Annotated in this window: 18 protein-coding genes; 7 read left to right on the forward strand and 11 right to left on the reverse strand. The window is 73.2% G+C overall.

What is annotated here, in order from left to right; all coding sequences use genetic code 11:
• Positions 1-68: 68 nt before the first annotated feature.
• Positions 69-1,361, reverse strand: a complete 1,293-nt coding sequence (locus ACIPYW_RS03125) for a sodium:proton exchanger (RefSeq protein ID WP_400410637.1) — start codon at positions 1,359-1,361, stop codon at positions 69-71.
• A 363-nt stretch (positions 1,362-1,724) separates the two neighbouring features.
• The gene (locus tag ACIPYW_RS03130) at positions 1,725-2,369 is read right to left on the reverse strand and encodes a HEAT repeat domain-containing protein (RefSeq protein ID WP_400410639.1); all 645 of its coding nucleotides are present in this window, start codon (positions 2,367-2,369) and stop codon (positions 1,725-1,727) included.
• Between the two features lie 111 nt (positions 2,370-2,480).
• Between ACIPYW_RS03130 and ACIPYW_RS03135 the strand changes: the two genes are divergently transcribed.
• Positions 2,481-3,434, forward strand: coding sequence for an aldo/keto reductase (locus ACIPYW_RS03135; RefSeq protein WP_400410641.1), 954 nt, complete (start codon positions 2,481-2,483; stop codon positions 3,432-3,434).
• Positions 3,435-3,544: 110 nt separating this feature from the next.
• Here the strand turns inward: ACIPYW_RS03135 and ACIPYW_RS03140 are convergent, their stop codons facing one another.
• Positions 3,545-5,752, reverse strand: a complete 2,208-nt coding sequence (locus ACIPYW_RS03140) for a septum formation family protein (RefSeq protein ID WP_400410643.1) — start codon at positions 5,750-5,752, stop codon at positions 3,545-3,547.
• On the reverse strand, positions 5,749-6,300 hold the full coding sequence (gene pyrE / locus ACIPYW_RS03145) for an orotate phosphoribosyltransferase (protein WP_290132873.1): 552 nt from the start codon (positions 6,298-6,300) through the stop codon (positions 5,749-5,751). The genes ACIPYW_RS03140 and pyrE overlap by 4 nt, the downstream gene beginning before the upstream one ends.
• A gap of 88 nt (positions 6,301-6,388) precedes the next feature.
• Between pyrE and ACIPYW_RS03150 the strand changes: the two genes are divergently transcribed.
• A complete protein-coding gene (locus tag ACIPYW_RS03150; RefSeq protein ID WP_400410645.1) occupies positions 6,389-8,047 on the forward strand; it encodes a hypothetical protein in 1,659 nt (552 codons plus the stop codon).
• An 83-nt stretch (positions 8,048-8,130) separates the two neighbouring features.
• Positions 8,131-9,477, forward strand: coding sequence for a peptidoglycan DD-metalloendopeptidase family protein (locus ACIPYW_RS03155; RefSeq protein ID WP_400410647.1), 1,347 nt, complete (start codon positions 8,131-8,133; stop codon positions 9,475-9,477).
• 286 nt (positions 9,478-9,763) lie between these two features.
• On the opposite strand, the gene ACIPYW_RS03160 is transcribed toward ACIPYW_RS03155, so the two are convergent.
• The 5 genes from ACIPYW_RS03160 to ACIPYW_RS03180 are packed head-to-tail and all read right to left on the reverse strand — an operon-like array spanning position 9,764 to position 11,985.
• Positions 9,764-10,360, reverse strand: coding sequence for a hypothetical protein (locus tag ACIPYW_RS03160; protein WP_400410648.1), 597 nt, complete (start codon positions 10,358-10,360; stop codon positions 9,764-9,766).
• Complete coding sequence (locus tag ACIPYW_RS03165; protein ID WP_400410650.1) at positions 10,357-10,989, reverse strand: hypothetical protein; 633 nt, start codon at positions 10,987-10,989, stop codon at positions 10,357-10,359. Before ACIPYW_RS03165 ends, ACIPYW_RS03160 begins: the two co-directional genes overlap by 4 nt.
• Positions 10,986-11,357: a hypothetical protein gene (locus ACIPYW_RS03170; protein ID WP_400410652.1), complete on the reverse strand. Its 372-nt coding sequence runs from the start codon at positions 11,355-11,357 to the stop codon at positions 10,986-10,988. Before ACIPYW_RS03170 ends, ACIPYW_RS03165 begins: the two co-directional genes overlap by 4 nt.
• A complete protein-coding gene (locus tag ACIPYW_RS03175; protein ID WP_400410653.1) occupies positions 11,354-11,545 on the reverse strand; it encodes a DUF2273 domain-containing protein in 192 nt (63 codons plus the stop codon). The genes ACIPYW_RS03170 and ACIPYW_RS03175 overlap by 4 nt, the downstream gene beginning before the upstream one ends.
• Entirely contained in the window at positions 11,542-11,985 is a 444-nt protein-coding gene (locus ACIPYW_RS03180) for an Asp23/Gls24 family envelope stress response protein (protein ID WP_290132879.1), read from the reverse strand. The genes ACIPYW_RS03175 and ACIPYW_RS03180 overlap by 4 nt, the downstream gene beginning before the upstream one ends.
• Before the next feature lie 86 nt (positions 11,986-12,071).
• On the opposite strand from ACIPYW_RS03180, the gene ACIPYW_RS03185 reads away from it, so the two are divergent.
• Positions 12,072-12,908 carry an exodeoxyribonuclease III gene (locus ACIPYW_RS03185; RefSeq protein ID WP_400410655.1) on the forward strand — a complete coding sequence of 279 codons (837 nt, stop codon included), beginning with the start codon at positions 12,072-12,074 and terminating at the stop codon, positions 12,906-12,908.
• 148 nt (positions 12,909-13,056) lie between these two features.
• On the opposite strand, the gene ACIPYW_RS03190 is transcribed toward ACIPYW_RS03185, so the two are convergent.
• Positions 13,057-13,980, reverse strand: coding sequence for an AEC family transporter (locus ACIPYW_RS03190; protein ID WP_400410657.1), 924 nt, complete (start codon positions 13,978-13,980; stop codon positions 13,057-13,059).
• Positions 13,981-14,061: 81 nt separating this feature from the next.
• On the opposite strand from ACIPYW_RS03190, the gene ACIPYW_RS03195 reads away from it, so the two are divergent.
• The 3 genes from ACIPYW_RS03195 to ACIPYW_RS03205 all read left to right on the forward strand — a co-directional run bounded on the left by ACIPYW_RS03195 (position 14,062) and on the right by ACIPYW_RS03205 (position 16,013).
• Positions 14,062-14,649 (forward strand): nitroreductase family protein, encoded by a 588-nt coding sequence (locus ACIPYW_RS03195; RefSeq protein WP_400410658.1) that lies wholly within the window; start codon positions 14,062-14,064, stop codon positions 14,647-14,649.
• Between the two features lie 63 nt (positions 14,650-14,712).
• Positions 14,713-15,126, forward strand: coding sequence for an acyl-CoA thioesterase (locus ACIPYW_RS03200; RefSeq protein ID WP_290132883.1), 414 nt, complete (start codon positions 14,713-14,715; stop codon positions 15,124-15,126).
• Between the two features lie 128 nt (positions 15,127-15,254).
• Positions 15,255-16,013: an HAD-IIB family hydrolase gene (locus ACIPYW_RS03205; RefSeq protein WP_400410660.1), complete on the forward strand. Its 759-nt coding sequence runs from the start codon at positions 15,255-15,257 to the stop codon at positions 16,011-16,013.
• Between the two features lie 134 nt (positions 16,014-16,147).
• Here ACIPYW_RS03205 and ACIPYW_RS03210 read toward each other — a convergent pair whose 3' ends face one another.
• Positions 16,148-16,771 (reverse strand): phosphoribosylanthranilate isomerase, encoded by a 624-nt coding sequence (locus ACIPYW_RS03210; protein ID WP_290132885.1) that lies wholly within the window; start codon positions 16,769-16,771, stop codon positions 16,148-16,150.
• Between the last annotated feature and the right edge of the window lie 12 nt (positions 16,772-16,783).

Here is a 16,783-nt window from a genome sequence, read left to right on the forward strand (position 1 = left end):
GACACGTTCTGCGACCAGGCGCCCGGCGTGACGGCCGCGGCACCCGCAGCGCCCGCGCCAGCCCGGCGTCAGCCGCGCGCCACCGCCGACTGCCGCCGGAACGGCGCGGCCAGGGTCGGCGCGATCTCCCGCCGGTTGATCCAGAACACGACGACCGCGGCGACGAGGTGCACGATGCTGAGCACCCACCGCCCGCTCGTGTCCGTCACGACGAACTGGACCGCGAAGAGCGCCACGAGCGCGATCGCCGACCACCGGTGGAACCGCAGCGCGATGATGATCGCCACGCCGAGCACGGTCTGCGAGGCGGTGAGCATGAACTCCTCGACCTGCCGACCGTCGAGCGGCAGCCCGCCCGTGGTCCCACCGCCGAGCACGTGCGCGATCGGCAGCGACCCGACGAGCAGCGACCACTGGTTCACCTTCGAGGCGATGAGCGTCCCGATCGCCGCACCGCCCATCCCGCGCAGGGCGAAGAGCGCGGCGACGATGAACTCCGGCGCCTCGGTCGCGAGCGGTGCGAGCCACTGCACGAGGAAGTAACTGTCGATACCGAGCGCGCTGCCGGAGGACACGAGGGCCTCGGCGAAGGGCTCCGCGGACGACAGGATCACCGCGGCCGCGACGACGAACAGCGCGACGATCGTCCATCGACGCGCGCGGGTCGGCATCGCGGCGATGTTGCCCGCCATGCCGACGAGTTCCTCGTCGTCGTCGTCACCGTCGGACACCTTCGACGCGCGCCACAGGTAGGCGACGAACGCGGCGAGGAGCACGAACCCGAACCACAGCGGGATCGACCCGAACAGCGGGATGAGGAACGCCACGACCGCCAGGAGCGCGAGGAACCCGATGTCGAGCCGTGACGACTGCTCGAGCTGCAGCACCCGCGTGGCCGACGCTGGCAGCGAACCAGCGCGCACGTACCGCCGCGCGACGAGCAGCGAGATGACGACGACGAGCGGCCAGCCGAACCCGAGCAGCAACCGGTTCGACCCGGTCATGTTGGCGGCGGCGAACTGCTCGAACGCGGGGTCGGAGCCGGAGCGGAACGCGTAGAACAGGTCGACCGCGTACTCGGGCAGCACGGCGATGAGCGCGAGGATCGCGATGGCGAGCGCGCCTGCGATGTCCTTCTGCGCGGCCTCGGCGGCCCAGGCGAGCAGGAACGAGGCGGCGACGACCGCGCCGCCGAAGACGAGCAGGTCGACGACGGGGTTCGGGGCGGAGCCGGTCACCCGGAATACCACGGCGGGCAGCGCGAGGACGACGCAGATCGCGATGCGCCCCCAGGCGCTGCGACCCATGCGGGCGGGCGGTGCGTCGGCGTCGACGACGCGGACGGGTGAGGTGTCGATCACAGGGCGGTCCCTTGGTCGGGCCGCACCGATCGCGCGCGGGTGGGGAGCGCTTCGGCACGGCAGAACGGCCGAAGGTCTCGCTCGCCCGCCGGGTGGGACCGGCAGGTGGTGCACCGGGCCGATCGTCGTGATGGCCAGTGTGTCGATGCACGCGCTGGGAGCTACTCCCCTTCGACACCCACCCTGGCCGGTGTCGTCCCCGACACGCAAGCCGATCCGAGGGTTTCGAGACGCCGAATCCGCGGGTTCCGGCGCCCACCCAGCGCTGGTGCGGACGGCCGGGAGGCACGTGGCGGCGCCGCCACGCGCCTCCCGGCCGTCATCCGGTCGCGTCGGCGGCCGTCGCGCTCGCTGCGGGTCGCGTCAGCCGGAGGCGCGCTTGCTGCGTCCCAGCGCCATCTCGCGTCGCGCGCGCTCCAGCGCGAGCGAGGACGCGGCGTCCGGGTCGTGGAGCAGCCGCTCGGTGTCGGCGACGTGCTCGCGCACCGACTCGCCGCGTCGAGCGGCGGCGTCCGCGAGGACCGGCGCGACGACGTCCTCGCCGAGGGACACCAGCGCACGACTGAGGGCCAGTCGGCGGTCCCGGTCGCCCTCGCCGAGTTCCAGGGCGAGCCGTCGGGCCAGCGCGGGTCGTTCCCCCTCGGGGGCGAGGACCGCGGCGGCACGCCAGGCCGTTCGCCGGACATCGGGCTCGGTGTCGCCGATCCGGTCCGCGACCTCGGCGTACACGGACCCGTCGCGGATCTTCGACAGCGTGTGGAGCGCCTGCGACCGCGCCTGCGCCTCCGGACGGTCGAGCTCGGCGACGAGCCGTGGCACGACGACTTCCGCCGGCAGCCGGACGAGCGACCACGTCAGGGCCTCCCGGACCTGCAGGTCGGGGTCGACCGCGCACTGCTCGAGGAGGACGTCGAGGTCGGCCGGGTCCGCCGCGGTGCCGGCCGCCATCACGGCGCGGAGGCGCACGGAGGAACGGGGGTCGGCGAGGTGGTCGGTCAGCGTGCTCATCCCCTCATGCAACACTGCGAAGCCCCTGGCCGGGCGACAGGCGGCCGGGCATACCGTGGGAGGGTCGCGCCGTCACCGTGACCGCGACGACCAGACCACGAAAGGACCACCATGCCCCGCATCGGTACCAGCGACCTCACCGTGTTCCCCCTCGCCCTCGGCGGCAACGTCTTCGGCTGGACGGCCGACGAGCAGACTTCGCACCGGGTACTCGACGCGTACACGGGCGCTGGCGGCGACTTCGTGGACTCGGCCGACGTGTACTCCGCCTGGGCGCCGGGCAACAGCGGCGGCGAGTCCGAGCGGGTCATCGGTTCGTGGCTCCGCGCCTCGGGCAAGCGCGACGACGTCGTCATCGCGACGAAGGTGTCGCAGCACCCGGAGTTCCAGGGCCTCTCGGCGTCGAACGTCGCAGCGGCTGCCCGGGCCAGCCTCGAACGGCTCGGCACCGACCGGATCGACCTGTACTACGCGCACTTCGACGACGAGTCGACCCCGCTCGAGGAGACCGTGCGGGCGTTCGACCAGCTCGTGCGCGAGGGCCTCGTCCGGTACACGGCGATCTCGAACTACTCGCGGGAGCGTGCCCAGGAGTGGACCCGCATCGCGGACGAGCACGGCCTCGCGAAGCCGGTCGCGATCCAGCCGCACTACAACCTCGTGACGCGGGAGCCGTACGAGTCGGACATCGCGCCGCTCGCCGCCGCCGAGCACCTCGGGGTGGTGCCGTACTTCGCCCTCGCCGCCGGCTTCCTCACCGGGAAGTACCGCTCGGAGGAGGACTTCGCCGGGAAGGACCGCGAGGGGCAGGTGTCGGGCTACTTCTCGGACGAGGGGCTCGCGGTCGTCGACGCCCTCGACACGATCGGCCGGGAGCACGGCGTGGAGATCGCGACCGTGGCCCTGGCGTGGCTCCAGGCGCAGCCGGACGTCGTCGCGCCGATCGCCAGCGCGCGGAACACCGACCAGCTGCCGGCGCTGCTCGCGTCGGCGGAGCTCGAGCTCAGCGCGGAGGAGCTGCGCACCCTGTCGGACGCGTCCGCGAAGGTCCCCGCCGCTCGTTGACCGCGCCGGCAGCGCACGCTGCTGCCGCGGCCCGCGGGTGCGACGAAGCACGCGTCGATCGACACGTACTTCGTCGCACCCGCGACGCGGTGCAGCAGCGCCCGCGCCGCCTACGCCGCGGGCGCGAGCGACCCCGTGAGCTCCTGCCCCGACGACCGCGTGACGAAGCACGAGATGAACGTGTCGCCCTGCTGCCACGTCGACTCGTCCGGCGCGTAGGCCCCCTGGACCTGGACGTCCCCGACCGAGCCGGCCGCGGCCGTGTCCAGCGCCGCCGACGTCTGGCACTGCTCCGCAGCCTGCGCCGCGAGTGCGTCCGCCCCCGGGTACACGTCCGCCTGGACGGGCAGCCGTGCGGTGAGCTGCGCCGCGTGCGGCGTCGCGCAGTCCACGACCGTGAAGGTCTGCGCCCAGGCGTTCGTGAACGGCGACAGGCACTCCCCGCCCGCGAGGTCCGTCCACGCGTGCTCGCCCGGAGACGCCGGCGTTGTCGCGAACTCGAGCCCCGTCGCGGGCGTCTGCGCCTGCTCGGCCTCGGCGGAGGGCGTCGACGACGGCGCCGCGGACTGCGCGGCGGCGGTCGGTGACTTCGTGGGTGGGACGAGGTGGTCGGCGACCGTGTTGCCCATGATCCACTTCGCGAAGAGGAACACGAGGACGAGCAGCACGACGATGAGGACGATCGCGCCGCCGATGAGGAGCTGCTTGCCGCGCGTCCCCTCGCCCTGCAGCTTCGCGAACTGCTGGTTGATGAGCCCCTGCTGGGACGGCGGCGGCGTCGGGTTCTCCGGTGCGCGGCTCGTGGGAGCGGCGGCCGAGGACGACCGGACCGCGGGCATCATCGCCGTGCCGGTGTCGTGCGGGTCGTAGCCGGTCGTGCCGAGCTGGTCGACGGCGGCGGTCCCGAAGAGGTCCTTGATCGCGCTCGTGTCACTCGTCTCGCGGTCGGTCCACTCCGACTGGTCGATGTCCTCCGGGCGCACCGCTGCTGCTGCGGTGCCGGTCGTCGCGGCGGGCTCGGGGTCTGGGCGGTCCTCCGGAGCGGAGAGCAGTCCGTCGAAGTCCTGCCCGACCGCGGGCGGGAGGTGCGCCGAGTACGACTCGGGTGTCGGCTCGACGAGCGGCGGGGCGGAGGTCGGCGGCACGGCGTCGTCGGGTTCGGCCCACCACGGCGTCGCGGACGCGGAGCGTGGCGGCTCGAAGGCGACGGTCGGGGTCTCCTCGGCCTCGTCGGAGAGCGACCACCTGGTCGTGGCGGCCCCGTCCACTGCCGATTCGGCAGGCGCCGGCTCGGCCGGGTTCGGGTCGGCAGGCGCCGGCTCGGCAGGCGTCGACGGACGCGTCGGTTCGACCGGGAGGCCCGTGGCCGCGTCCGGCACGGAGAGTCGCGTCGTCGGGGCGTCCGGCTCGGATCCCGTCGGTGCGGCGGCCGCAGCCCCGGCAGCGACCGCACCGGCAGCGCCGAGTGCGGCGGCGGTCGGCAGCCCGGGCGCCGCGGTGGGGACCGCTCCGGTGACGACCTCGTCCTCCGCCTCGTCCGCGAGCGTCCACGACCCGGCTGTGTCGTACGCCTCGGAGGTCAGCGTCGTCGGGACCTCGCCCGTCTCGTCGTCGTGCACGGCCCAGTCGAACGGACGGTCCGACCCGGCAGCCGCGTCGTCGTCGGAGGACGACTGCACCCGCAGCAGGTCGGTGAAGCTCGGCGGCTCGTCGGCGGAGGGCAACGCGTCCTCGACCCCGAGCGGCTGGCGGGCCATCGGCTCGCCGACCGTCACCGCTCCCGTGCCGGTGCCGGTCGCACGGCCGAGCCAGTCGACGTCGTCGCGGCCGGTCCCGGTGGGGTCGGTCCGCCGGCGTTCCTCGTCGAGCGCCCGGGCCTCGGCGGCGCGGGCGTCCCGGTTCGACTGCGCGGTCGGCAGCTGGATCGAGCTCGGGTGCGCCTGCTGCGACGGGGCACGGAGCTCCTCGGGCATCGAGATCGCCTGCGTGGCACCGGCGTCGGCCGCCACCTCGTCACGCGCGACTTCCTCGGCCGGGGTCGTGTCCGCGCCGGCGGAGTCCTCCTCCGAGGGCGCCGTGAACGGCTCGGGCAGCGGCGCACCGGTCTCCTGCGCGGCCTTGATGGCCTCGCGACGCTCCCGCCGGGACGGCCACTCGTCGGCCGAGCGGGGAGCGCCGAAGATGTCCGCGGCACTGCGGAGACCGTGGAACGGAGCGTCCGCGTCCGACGCGCGCCGTGCCTCCAGGCCGTCGTCCCCGTCTCCGGGTCCGGCGGTGTCCTCGGGGCCCTGCGCGTCGTCCGGACGCTCCCCGGTCACGCGGACAACCCCAGGTCGGCCAACCCGATGGCGGCGTAGTAGGGGTACCCGGCGGCCTCGATCTTCTCCTTGGCGCCGGTGTCGCGGTCGACCACGACGGCGACCGCGGCGATGATCGCGCCCTCACGCTCGAGCGCCTCGGCCGCCTTGAGCGGCGACCCTCCGGTGGTCGAGGTGTCCTCCAGCACGATGACGCGCTTGCCACGGACGTCGGGGCCCTCGACCTGACGGCCGCGACCGTGGTCCTTCGGCTCCTTGCGGACGACGAAGGCGTCGTACGCGAGGCCACGGGCGGCGGCCTGGTGCAGCACGGCGCTCGCGATCGGGTCGGCTCCCATGGTGAGTCCGCCGACGGCGGCGACGTCCGGGACCTCGGCGATGAGGTCGGTCATCACCTGCCCGATGAGGGGGGCCACACGGTGGTCGAGGCTGACCTTGCGCAGGTCGATGTAGTACGACGCCTGCTTGCCGCTGGTCAGGGTGAAGTCGCCGTGGAACACGGCATCGGCCTTGATGTGGTCGATCAACTGGTCACGCACGTCAGTCACAGCGCACCAGAGTAGCCGGTCGGGGTGATCGGGCGCTCCTGTGCACCTGGGCGGCTCGCGCCGAGGCGCGCTCGGTACGCTCCGGAGCATGCCCCGCTCCGCACCGCCGCCAGCCGTCGAGGCGGGCAGCGCGGCCACCGCGGGCAGGTGGGTCGCGATCGGCCGGGAGGCACTGGGGGCCCTGGTCGCGCTGGCCCTGTCCGTCATCGCGTTGCGGCACGTCGTCGCCACACCGCGGGTCGCGCTGCTCTGGTACGACGGCGACTCGGTGCTCCTGCCGCTCGTCCGGCGCTCGCTCGACGCCGGGCAACCGTTCGAGTGGGCGATGTCCCCCGCGCTGTTCTTCTTCCCCGAGCTGCCGGTCTACCTGCTCTGCTCCGTGGTGACGGCGACCCCGCAGCAGGCGCTCGCGCTCAACGGTGTGCTCGTGCTGCTCGCCGTGTACGCACTGCTCCGCGCGGCGGCGAACGAACTCATGCCCTCGGCCGGACGTCCGGCGCGGATCGCGGTCTCCGGGCTGGCGCTCGCGTTCGTCACCGCGCTCGTCCTGACCGAGTCGACCGCGACGGCCACCTCGCTCGAACTCGCGTCGCTGCTCCTGACGACCACCTACTACTACGGCGCCGTGCTGGCGATGCTCGCGACCGCCGTGCTCGTGCTCCGGGCAGTGCGGACCGGACGGGCATCGGTCCCGGTCCTCGTCACGCTCGGCCTCGTCGCGGCGCTGACGACCGCGTCGAACCCGCTGTACGTGCCGTGGTCGGCCGGCCCGGTCATCGTGACACTCGGGCTGCTCGCACTCGCAAGCCGGGTGCCGTGGCGGCCGACCGGGCTGCTCGGCGGGGTGCTCGTCGTCGGCTCCGTGGTCGGGTACCTCGCGCGGATCCCGCTGCGCCCGTTCGTGTCGCTCGACCCGTCCACCTACGTGCACCCCTCGCGGGCGTTCGACACCCTGGCGTTCTTCGCGCAGCTCACCGACGACCGGGCGGCCACCGCGGCGGGCGACGCCGGACTGCTCCTGCTCTTCGTCGGGGTCCTGCTCGCCGTTGGTGGCACGGTGTGGGCCTGGCGGATCCGGACCTCCCGCACGGTGCTCGTCGCCACGGTGCTGCCGCTCGTGACCGTGGTCGCGGTGTCCGTCGGGGTCGTGGTCGCCGGGTCGGAGACCCCGCGGTACCTCGAACCGATCGTGACCGCGCCGCTCCTGGCGTTCATCGCGGTCGCCGAACTCACCCGGACCGCCGTCCGCGCGACCCGGGTCCACCGACCGTCACGGGCGGTCCGGACGGTCCTCGCGATCGGTGCGGCGGCCGTCCTCGTCGCGGGGGTGGCTGCCGCCCCTGGGACCGTCCGCACCGTGTCGGACGCCCGCTACTCCGCCGCCGGCTGCCTCGATCGCTGGGCAGCGGGGCGGGACGTCACCGGGGTCGGGCAGTTCTGGACGGTGCGGCCACTCGCGACCTACGCGGCACCGAACGTCGAGCTGCTGCAGGTCCGGGACACGTTCGACACCTACCCGTGGTTGGTCGACCTCGGCGCCTACCGCGGGGCCCGACCGACCTTCGTGGTCATCGGCTCCGGCGACGTCTGGACCCGGGCCGTGGAGGACTCGCTCGGCGCTCCGGCGTCGATCTCGCACTGCACGGGCTTCGACGTCTACGACTACGCGGGGACCGCGGGCGCGGCCGTCCTCCGGGACCGGGTCGTGCAGAGCGCGGAGCAGACCCTGCGCGACCGGGGCTTCTGAGGTCCACCCTGTCGCGCGGTGTTCCATCCACAGCGGCGCGCCCGCGACCCGATCTGCCTGTACGGATGTATAGGCTTCCCCCTGTGACCCGCGCCACCAGCCCCCGACCCCGCCGGACCCTCCCGCTCCGCCTCGCCGTCACCGGTCTGGCGCTCGCGGGACTCGTCGGTACCGTCGTGCTGGACGCCCCGGCGGCGCAGGCGAAGACGTACCCGTCGTGGGAGGACGTACTCGCCGCCCGTGGCAAGGAATCCGACAAGCAGGGGCAGATCACCAAGATCCGCGGCATCATCGACGGGCTGTCCGACGATCTCGAAGAAGCCCAGGCAGAGGCCCAGCGCCTCGGTGACGAGTTCCAGGAGGCGCAGTCCGCGGCGCAACGGCAGGCGGAGACGGAACAGAAGCTCCGCGCCGAGGCCGACGAGCACGCCGAGACCGCCGAACAGAGCGCCGCCCAGGCCGGGCAGCTCGCCGCCCAGATGGCGCGGTCCGGCGGCGCGGACGTCACCGCGTCGGTCGTCGGCAGCTCGGAGGACGCCTCCGACCTGCTCTACAACCTCGGCGCCCTGAGCAAGCTCTCCGAGCAGGCCGAGCGCGTCGAGGCCGCTGCCTCCGCGGATGCCTCCGTCGCGCGGTCCCTCACCGCGCAGGCCGACCGCGCGGCCAAGAAGCTCGACGAACTCGCTGACGAGGCGAAGGAACGGATGGACGTCGCGCAGGCCGCGTCCGACAAGGTCCAGGCAGCGTACGAGGAACAGCAGTCGAACAAGGCCCGGCTCGACGCACAGCTCGCGACCCTGACATCGGGTCGTGTCCGGTCCGAGAAGGAGTTCGCGAAGGGCGAGGCCATCCGCAAGGCGGCGGAGGAGAAGGCTGCACGTGAAGCGGCCGCCCGCGCCGCTGCTGCCGCGGCCGCTGCAGCCGCCGCGGCGAACAGCGGCGGTTCGTCGGGTGGGGGCTCCGGTGCCTCCGGCGGGTCGAGCGGCGGGTCCTCGGGCGGCTCCGTGGGGTCCGGCTCGGGTACGGGCTGGGTCCGACCGGCGAGCGGCGGCATCACGAGCCCGTACGGCTACCGTGTGCACCCGATCCACGGCGGCGTCATCTTCCACGACGGCGTCGACCTCGGCAGCCCGTGCTCGTCGGCCATCGTGGCGGCGGCCGCCGGGACGGTCGAGTACGTCGGCTGGTACGGCGGCTACGGCAACTACGTGCGGATCTCCCATGGCGGCGGGATCACGACCGCGTACGGCCACATCGTGAACGGCGGCTTCCGGGTGTCGCCCGGGCAGCGCGTCTCGGCCGGGCAGCTCATCGCGCTCGTGGGCTCCACGGGGAACTCGACCGGGTGCCACTCGCACATCGAGGTCCACACGGGCGGCGCCACGATCGACCCCGTGCCCTTCCTCCGCGCTCGCGGCGTCGGCATTTAGCGGACCTGCGCGGCCGCGCACCGGCGGCGCGCTCGCGCTCTCACGTTCGCGCTCTCGCGCTCTCGCTCTCGCGCTCTCGCGCTCTCGCGCTCTCGCGTTCGCACAACCAAAGGCAGTTCGAACCGCGCGCATCCGCGGTTCGAGGTGCCTTCGGTTGTGTGCCACCAATCCGCACCGCACTCACACCTGCACCGTCAACCGCGCCGGCACCCACGCCGGCACCAGCAACCGCGCCACGCCCGCACCGGCGCCGGCGCCCACACCGGCACCGGCACCGGCACCGGCGTCAGTGCACGCGGTCCGGCTTCCCCGACCCGACGCCCCCGCGGGCGATCTCGAGCAGGACCGGCAGCCGCTCGCCGAGCAGCGCATCGAGGTCCGCGACGATCGCCTCGACCCGCTCGGTGATCTCACGCGGCCCGGCCCCGCGGCGCGGACGCACCCGGACCCGGACGGCGCGACGGCCACGTACCCGGTGGACGTCCACCGCGAGCGACGCCACCTGCGGCAGCGCACCGATCGCTGACGACAGGGCGTGCTGCACGGCCGCGGCATCGACCCGCACCGAGCCCGCGACGCCGTCGGCACCACCGTCGTCCTGCACCACCGTGCCGGTCCGTCCGCCGCCGAGCGTGCTGAGCACCACGAGCGCGAGCACTCCGACGACGACCGCGCCGCCGAGGACCGCGGTCCACGCCACGAGCGATGCTTCCTCGGCCGCGCGGGCGCCGAGGTCGGTCAGGCCCGGTCGTGCGAGGTCGTGCCAGACGTCGGCGGCGGCCGGGACGGTCTGCACGAGGACGGCTCCGGCTCCCGCGACGAGCAGGGCGAGCCCGACGACGACGAGGGCGATGCGTCCGACGACGCGGTTCGTGGCGTTCACCCGTCCACCCTCCCGGTCGGCTGCACCCGGACGTGCGGCGTCACCGTGGGCTGCGCCGCGACGGCGTCGAGCTCCCGCCGGACGGCCTCGGTGGCGTCGAGCACCGGCACGTCCACCCCGGCGGCGGGCCGCAGCACCACGTCGACCGTCCGGCGTCCGACGGTGCCGACGGCGGCGTCCGGCCCGAGGCGTGTGGCGGAGCGGGCTGCACGGGCGGCCGCGGACGCGAGCACCTCGTCGTCGACGACCACCGCGAGCCGGTCGGACGGCAGGGTGTGACGGGGTCGGCGTTGCGGCAGGAGTCCGCGGAGCAGGAAGGTCAGCCCGACGAGGGCGACGATCGCGCCGACGGTCACCACCACGGTCGTGTCGAGGCCGTCCGGTGCCCGCACGGCCGTGTCGACGAGGGCTCGGAGGTCGACACCGGCCACGCGTTGGCCGAGCAGGACGACGGCGGCGGCGAAGACCACCGCAGCGGCGAGCAGCACGGTGAGCAGCATCGCGACGACGACGGTGCCCGAGCGCGACGCGGAGGTCTCGCGGCGGAGGACCCGTCGGTACACGCGCTCGTTCCCCGCCGACGACGCGTCGAGTCCGCGGGCGGGGCTGGCGTCCGGAGCCTCGCTCACCGCACCCTCCTCGGCGTGTCGACGACCGACGATCCGTAGGTCACGTCGACACGGTCGACCTGCCGCCCGGTGATCGTGTGCAGCCGCTCGGCGATCGTCCCGCGGGCGCGGTGTGCGGTCCGCAGCACCGGCTCGGACGGGACGGTGCCGGATCCGAGCGCGGGCACGACGAGCGGGGCCGTGATCTCGACCGCGAGCGAACCGTGCCCGTCGTCGGCGACCCGGGCACGGACCTCACGGAGGGGCGCACGGAGCGCCTCGGAGGCGACCGCCTGCGCGGTGTGGACGAGTGCGGCGGGACCGATGCGGTCCCACCCGGGCACGACGCCGCCGCTACCGGTCCCGCCGGCGACGACGGCGGCGCTCACGACGAGCTCCGGCGTCCGCGGAGCACGTCGACGAGTCGGCGCACGTCGAGGTCGCCGCTCACGATCCGACCGACGAGGGCCCCGACGAGCATGAACACGGCGACGACGACGAACGCCCAGAACCCGAGCGTCACGGCGACGATCGCGAGGACCGCCCCGGCGGCCGCCCCGACGACGGCCGCGTTCATCGCACGCGACCCTCGGAGTCCTCGGTCGCGGCCGGCAGCCCCGGGATCTCGACGTCGTTGATCGCGACGTTGACCTCGGTGACCTCGAGCCCGACGAGGTCGGTGACCGCGGCGGTGACGGCTTCGCGCACGGCGGAGGCGACCTGCATCATCGGCACGGGGTACTCGACGACGATCGTGATGTCGACCGCCGCCTGGGTCTCGCCGACCTCGACGCGGACGCCCTGCCCGAGGTCGCTCGACCCGATGGCGTCCCGGATCGCTCCGAACGCGCGCGCCGCGTTGCCACCCAGGGCGTGCACGCCGGGCACGTCGCGCGCGGCGATGCCGGCGACCTTCGCCACGACGGCGTCGTCGATGAGGGTCTTGCCCTTGGTGGTCACCTGCGTCGTCGTGGTCCCGGTGGTGGTCCCGTCGACGCGGTCCGTGGTGGATGCCATGGGTGGTCTCCGATCTGATCCGCTGATCCGGTGGTGCACCCCAGCGAACACCATCCCCCCGGGGAGGGACCGGTAGGTTCGGACCCATGCGCGTGGCGACCTGGAACGTGAACTCCGTCCGCACCCGAGTCGGGCGGATCGTCGACTGGTTGGTGCGCGAGGACGTCGACGTCCTCGGCATGCAGGAGATCAAGTGCAAGCCGGAGCAGTTCCCGACCGAGGCGTTCGAGGCCGCGGGCTACCAGGTCGAGGCGCACGGGCTGAACCAGTGGAACGGGGTCGCGTTCGCCAGCCGGCTGCCGATGGAGGACGTCACGCGGGACTTCCCCGGCCAGCCGGGCTTCCTGAAGGGCCACGAGGGGCCGGACCTCCCGGTCGAGGCCCGCGCGATCGGCATGACGGTCGACGGTGTGCGTCTCTGGAGCCTCTACGTGCCGAACGGCCGCGAGCTCGGCGACCCGCACTGGACGTACAAGCTCGACTGGCTGGCACAGCTCGCCGACCGCACATCGGAGTGGCTCACCGAGGACCCGAACCTCCCCCTCGCGCTGATGGGCGACTGGAACGTGGCGCCGTTCGACCGGGACGTCTGGGACATGGCGGTGTTCGAGGGCGCCACCCACGTCAGTGAGCCGGAGCGCGCGGCGTTCCGGGCGTTCGAGGAGCGCGGCCTGCAGGACGTGGTGCGTCCGATCGTCCCCGACGGCTACACCTACTGGGACTACAAGCAGCTCCGGTTCCCCCGCAACGAGGGCATGCGCATCGACTTCGTGCTCGGCTCGCAGGCGTTCGCGGACGTCGTCACCGACGCGGCGATCCACCGCAACGAGCGGAAGGGCGACGCCCCGAGCGACCACGTGCCCGTGACGGTCGACCTCGACCTCGACACCTCGCTCGACGACGACCGGCCGATGATCTTCTGACGCTCGCGACGTCGCGTGCGCTCGCGACGTCGCGCGCACCGAGCGCGTCGCGAGTGCCCGCCCGTTCGCGACCCCGTGCCGGCCTGGAGGCACGGTGCGGGCCCGACCCGCGCCTCCAGGCCGTCGGTGGGTCACTCCGGACAGCGCGCTACGGGTGCAGCAGGGCCGCGATCGCCACGAGCACCGGGACCGACCCGACGGTCGAGACGAGCACGACGTCCCGCGCCACCGGCACGGCGGCGCCGTAGCGCTGCGCGTAGTTGAAGACGTTCTGCGCCGACGGCAGCGCCCCGAGCGTGGTGAGCACGAAGACGTCCTGTGCGCCGAAGCCGAACACGTACCGCGCGAACGCGAACGCCACGGCGGGCATGACCACGAGCTTGATCGCCGACGCCACGACGACGTCGGTCCGGATCGCCGGGTCCCGCAGTGGTGTCGCGCCGTGCAGGCTCATGCCGAACGAGAGCAGCACCACCGGCACGGCCGCGGCCCCGACCAGGGAGAACGGGTCGAGGACGGGCGCCGGCAGCTCCACGTGCAGTGCACTGCACACGAGACCGACGAGCGACGCGATGATGATCGGGTTCCGGAACGGCCCGGCGATCCGACGCCCGAGGCTGCCCGAACCGGCCGTCGCGGTGTCGAGGACCGTCAGGGCGATCGGCGCGAGGACGATGAGCTGCAGCAGGATGACCGGGACGACGGCGGTGGCCTGCCCGAGGACGTAGACGGCGACCGGCAGGCCGATGTTGTTCGCGTTGACGTAGCTCGACGCGAGTGCCCCGACCGTCGTCGTCGTGAGCGGACGCCGGAGCACCACCCGGAAGACGACCGCCGCTCCGAGCGCGACCACGAGCGCGCTGACGAGCGACACCCAGAGCACGGGCGAGAGGAGCGCGGCGATGTCGGCGGTCGCGATGGTGTGGAACAGCAGGCACGGCATGAGCACGAAGAACGCGAGTCGGCTCATCACGAACTGGGCGTGCGGGCCGAGCAGGCCGGTGCGCCCCACGACGTACCCGGCAGCGATGATCGCGCCGATGATCGCGAACCCGGTCAAGACGCCACCCATCCCGTCCATCCTGGCACCTCGGCTTCATGTGACGTCGTACAGCCGGGAAATGCGAACGCATCGAATACCGTTGACGGCACCATGACCTCGCAGACGCTCACCCGCTCGACCGACTCCAGCCAGCCCCTCGTGCCCCTCCTCGAGGAGCGGTGGAGCCCGCGTTCCTACGACGAGTCCGCGACCATCGACGACGCCGCGTTCGACGCCGTCCTCGAGGCTGCACGCTGGGCTCCTTCGGCGATGAACCACCAGCCGCGCCGCTTCATCGCCGGTCGCCGTGGCACCGAGACGTTCCGGAAGATCAACGAGAACCTGCTCGGCTTCAACGCCGCGTGGGCGTTCCGTGCCAGCGCGCTCGTGGTCGGCGTGCTCGAGACCGTCACCGAGGACGGCGAGGAGCGGCCGTTCGCGCAGTACGACCTCGGCCAGTCGCTCGCGGCGCTGACCGTGCAGGCGCACGCCGAGGGCCTGCACGTGCACCAGATGGCGGGCATCGACGCCGAGGGGCTCCGCGCCGCGTTCGACCTGCCGGAGCGATTCCTGCCCTACACCGTGACGGCGATCGGCACGGTCGCGGACCCGTCGCAGCTCGACGACAAGGCCGCCGAGCGCGAGGTCGCGCCCCGCACCCGCCTGCCGCTCGACGAGGTCGTCCTCGTCAAGGAGTAGTCGGCAGCACGTCGTACCGACGGCCGGGTCCGCACGGGCCCGGCCGTCGTAGTATGTACTGACATGCAGAACGCGATGAACTTCTACACCCGCAAGTGGGTCCGCCCCGAGGACCTCAACGCCAACGGCACGCTCTTCGGCGGCAGCCTCCTCCGCTGGATCGACGAGGAGGCCGCGGTCTACGCGATCATCCAGCTCGGCAACGGCAAGGTCGTGACGAAGTACATGTCGGAGATCGTCTTCGTGTCGTCCGCGCGCGAGGGCGACATCGTCGAGATCGGCCTCGTCGCCACCCGCTTCGGCCGGACGTCGCTCACGATGCGGGCCGAGGCGCGCAACCTCTTCACGCACCGCAGCATCCTCACCATCGACGAGGTCGTCTTCGTGAACCTCGACGAGGACGGCAACCCGGCGCCGCACGGCTACACGGACATCACCTACGCGCGCGACCGGGTCCCCGCGACGCACCGGGCCTGACCGGCCGGCCGCCGCCCGCCGCCCGTCGGCCGCCGGCCGCTGCCCGCACGTCGCGGTGGTCCGCATCCGATCCGCACCGCTCCCCGCACGGACGGTCCGCTCGGCCCGACTCTGGCAGGATCGGACTCATGACCACGCCCCACCTCGTCGCCTTCGACCTGGACGACACCCTCGCCCCGTCAAAGTCGCCGCTCGACCCCCGCATGCTCGAGACCTTCGCGTCCCTGCTCGAGGTCGTGCCGGTCGCCGTGATCTCCGGTGGCAACTTCCACCAGTTCGAGCAGCAGCTCGTCACGCCGCTCCGACACCGCGACGGCCTGACGCTCGACGACCTCCACCTCCTGCCGACCTGCGGCACCCGGTACTACCGCTGGCAGGACGACGACTGGGCGCTGCAGTACGCCGAGGACCTCACCGACGAGCAGAAGGCCCGCGCCCTCGCCGCCGTGGAGGACCAGGCGAAGCAGGCCGGATACTGGGAGACCCGGACCTGGGGTGACATCCTCGAGGACCGTGGCTCGCAGATCACGTTCTCGGCCCTCGGCCAGGCAGCACCGGTCGACGTGAAGAAGCAGTGGGACCCGACCGGCGAGAAGAAGGACCACCTGCGCCGCCTCGTGCAGGAGCACCTGCCCGACCTCGAGGTCCGCTCCGGCGGTTCCACGAGCATCGACATCACCCGCAAGGGCATCGACAAGGCCTACGGGATGCGTCGGCTCGCCGCGCTCACGGGCATCGCGCTCGACGACATGCTGTTCGTCGGCGACCGCCTCGACCCCGAGGGGAACGACTACCCGGTGAAGGCACTCGGCGTCCCCTGCCACGCCGTGGAGGGTTGGGAGGACACCGACGCGTTCCTGACGGAGCTGATCCCGACGCTGCGCTGACGCGCACCGGTACGGACGGGAGGCCCGTGGCGGACCCGCCACGGGCCTCCCGTCCGTCCGTCTGGTCGCGTCGCGCGCGGGGCGCGGTCGGGGGCTCGTCGCCCCGCGGGTCGCGTCGCGCGCGGGGCGCGGCGTCAGGGGATGCTGCGGACTGCCTCGACGAACGCGCGGATCTTCGCGGCGTCCTTGACGCCGCGCTCGGACTCGACGCCGCTCGACACGTCGACGCCGTCCGGGTCGAGCGCCTCGACCGCGGCCACGACGTTCGCCGGTGTGAGGCCGCCAGCGAGGATCCAGGCCTCGTCCACCTTGCCCGCGATCGTCGAGGGCTCCACGAGCCGACCGCTGCCCGGCACCGCGGCGTCGAGCAGCAGGAGGTCGTGGTCGAACGCGGCACGCTGCTCGGGCGTCTCGCGCAGGTAGTCCTCGGTGCTGACCGCCCGGATCGTGAAGAAGCCGGCGTCACGCGCGCGGGCGAAGTCCGAGACGGATTCGCCGCCGTGCAGCTGGAGCGTGGTCAGTCCGACCGCCGAGGCGATGCCGACGACCTCGTCGATCTGCTGGTCGCGGAACACCCCGACGGCGTCGATGCCCTCGGGCACCCGCTCGACGAGTTCCTTCGCGAGGTCGGCCGTCACCGTGCGGGGGCTGTTCGCGGCGAAGACGAACCCGACCGCGTCGGCGCCGGCGTCCACGGCGGCGTCCACCGTCTCGGGGGTGGAGAGGCCGCAGATCTTGATCCAGCGCTGATCGGTCATGCCGTCCATCCT

Origin of the sequence: Curtobacterium sp. NPDC089689 (assembly GCF_044749145.1) — a bacterium.
Lineage (GTDB): Bacteria > Actinomycetota > Actinomycetes > Actinomycetales > Microbacteriaceae > Curtobacterium.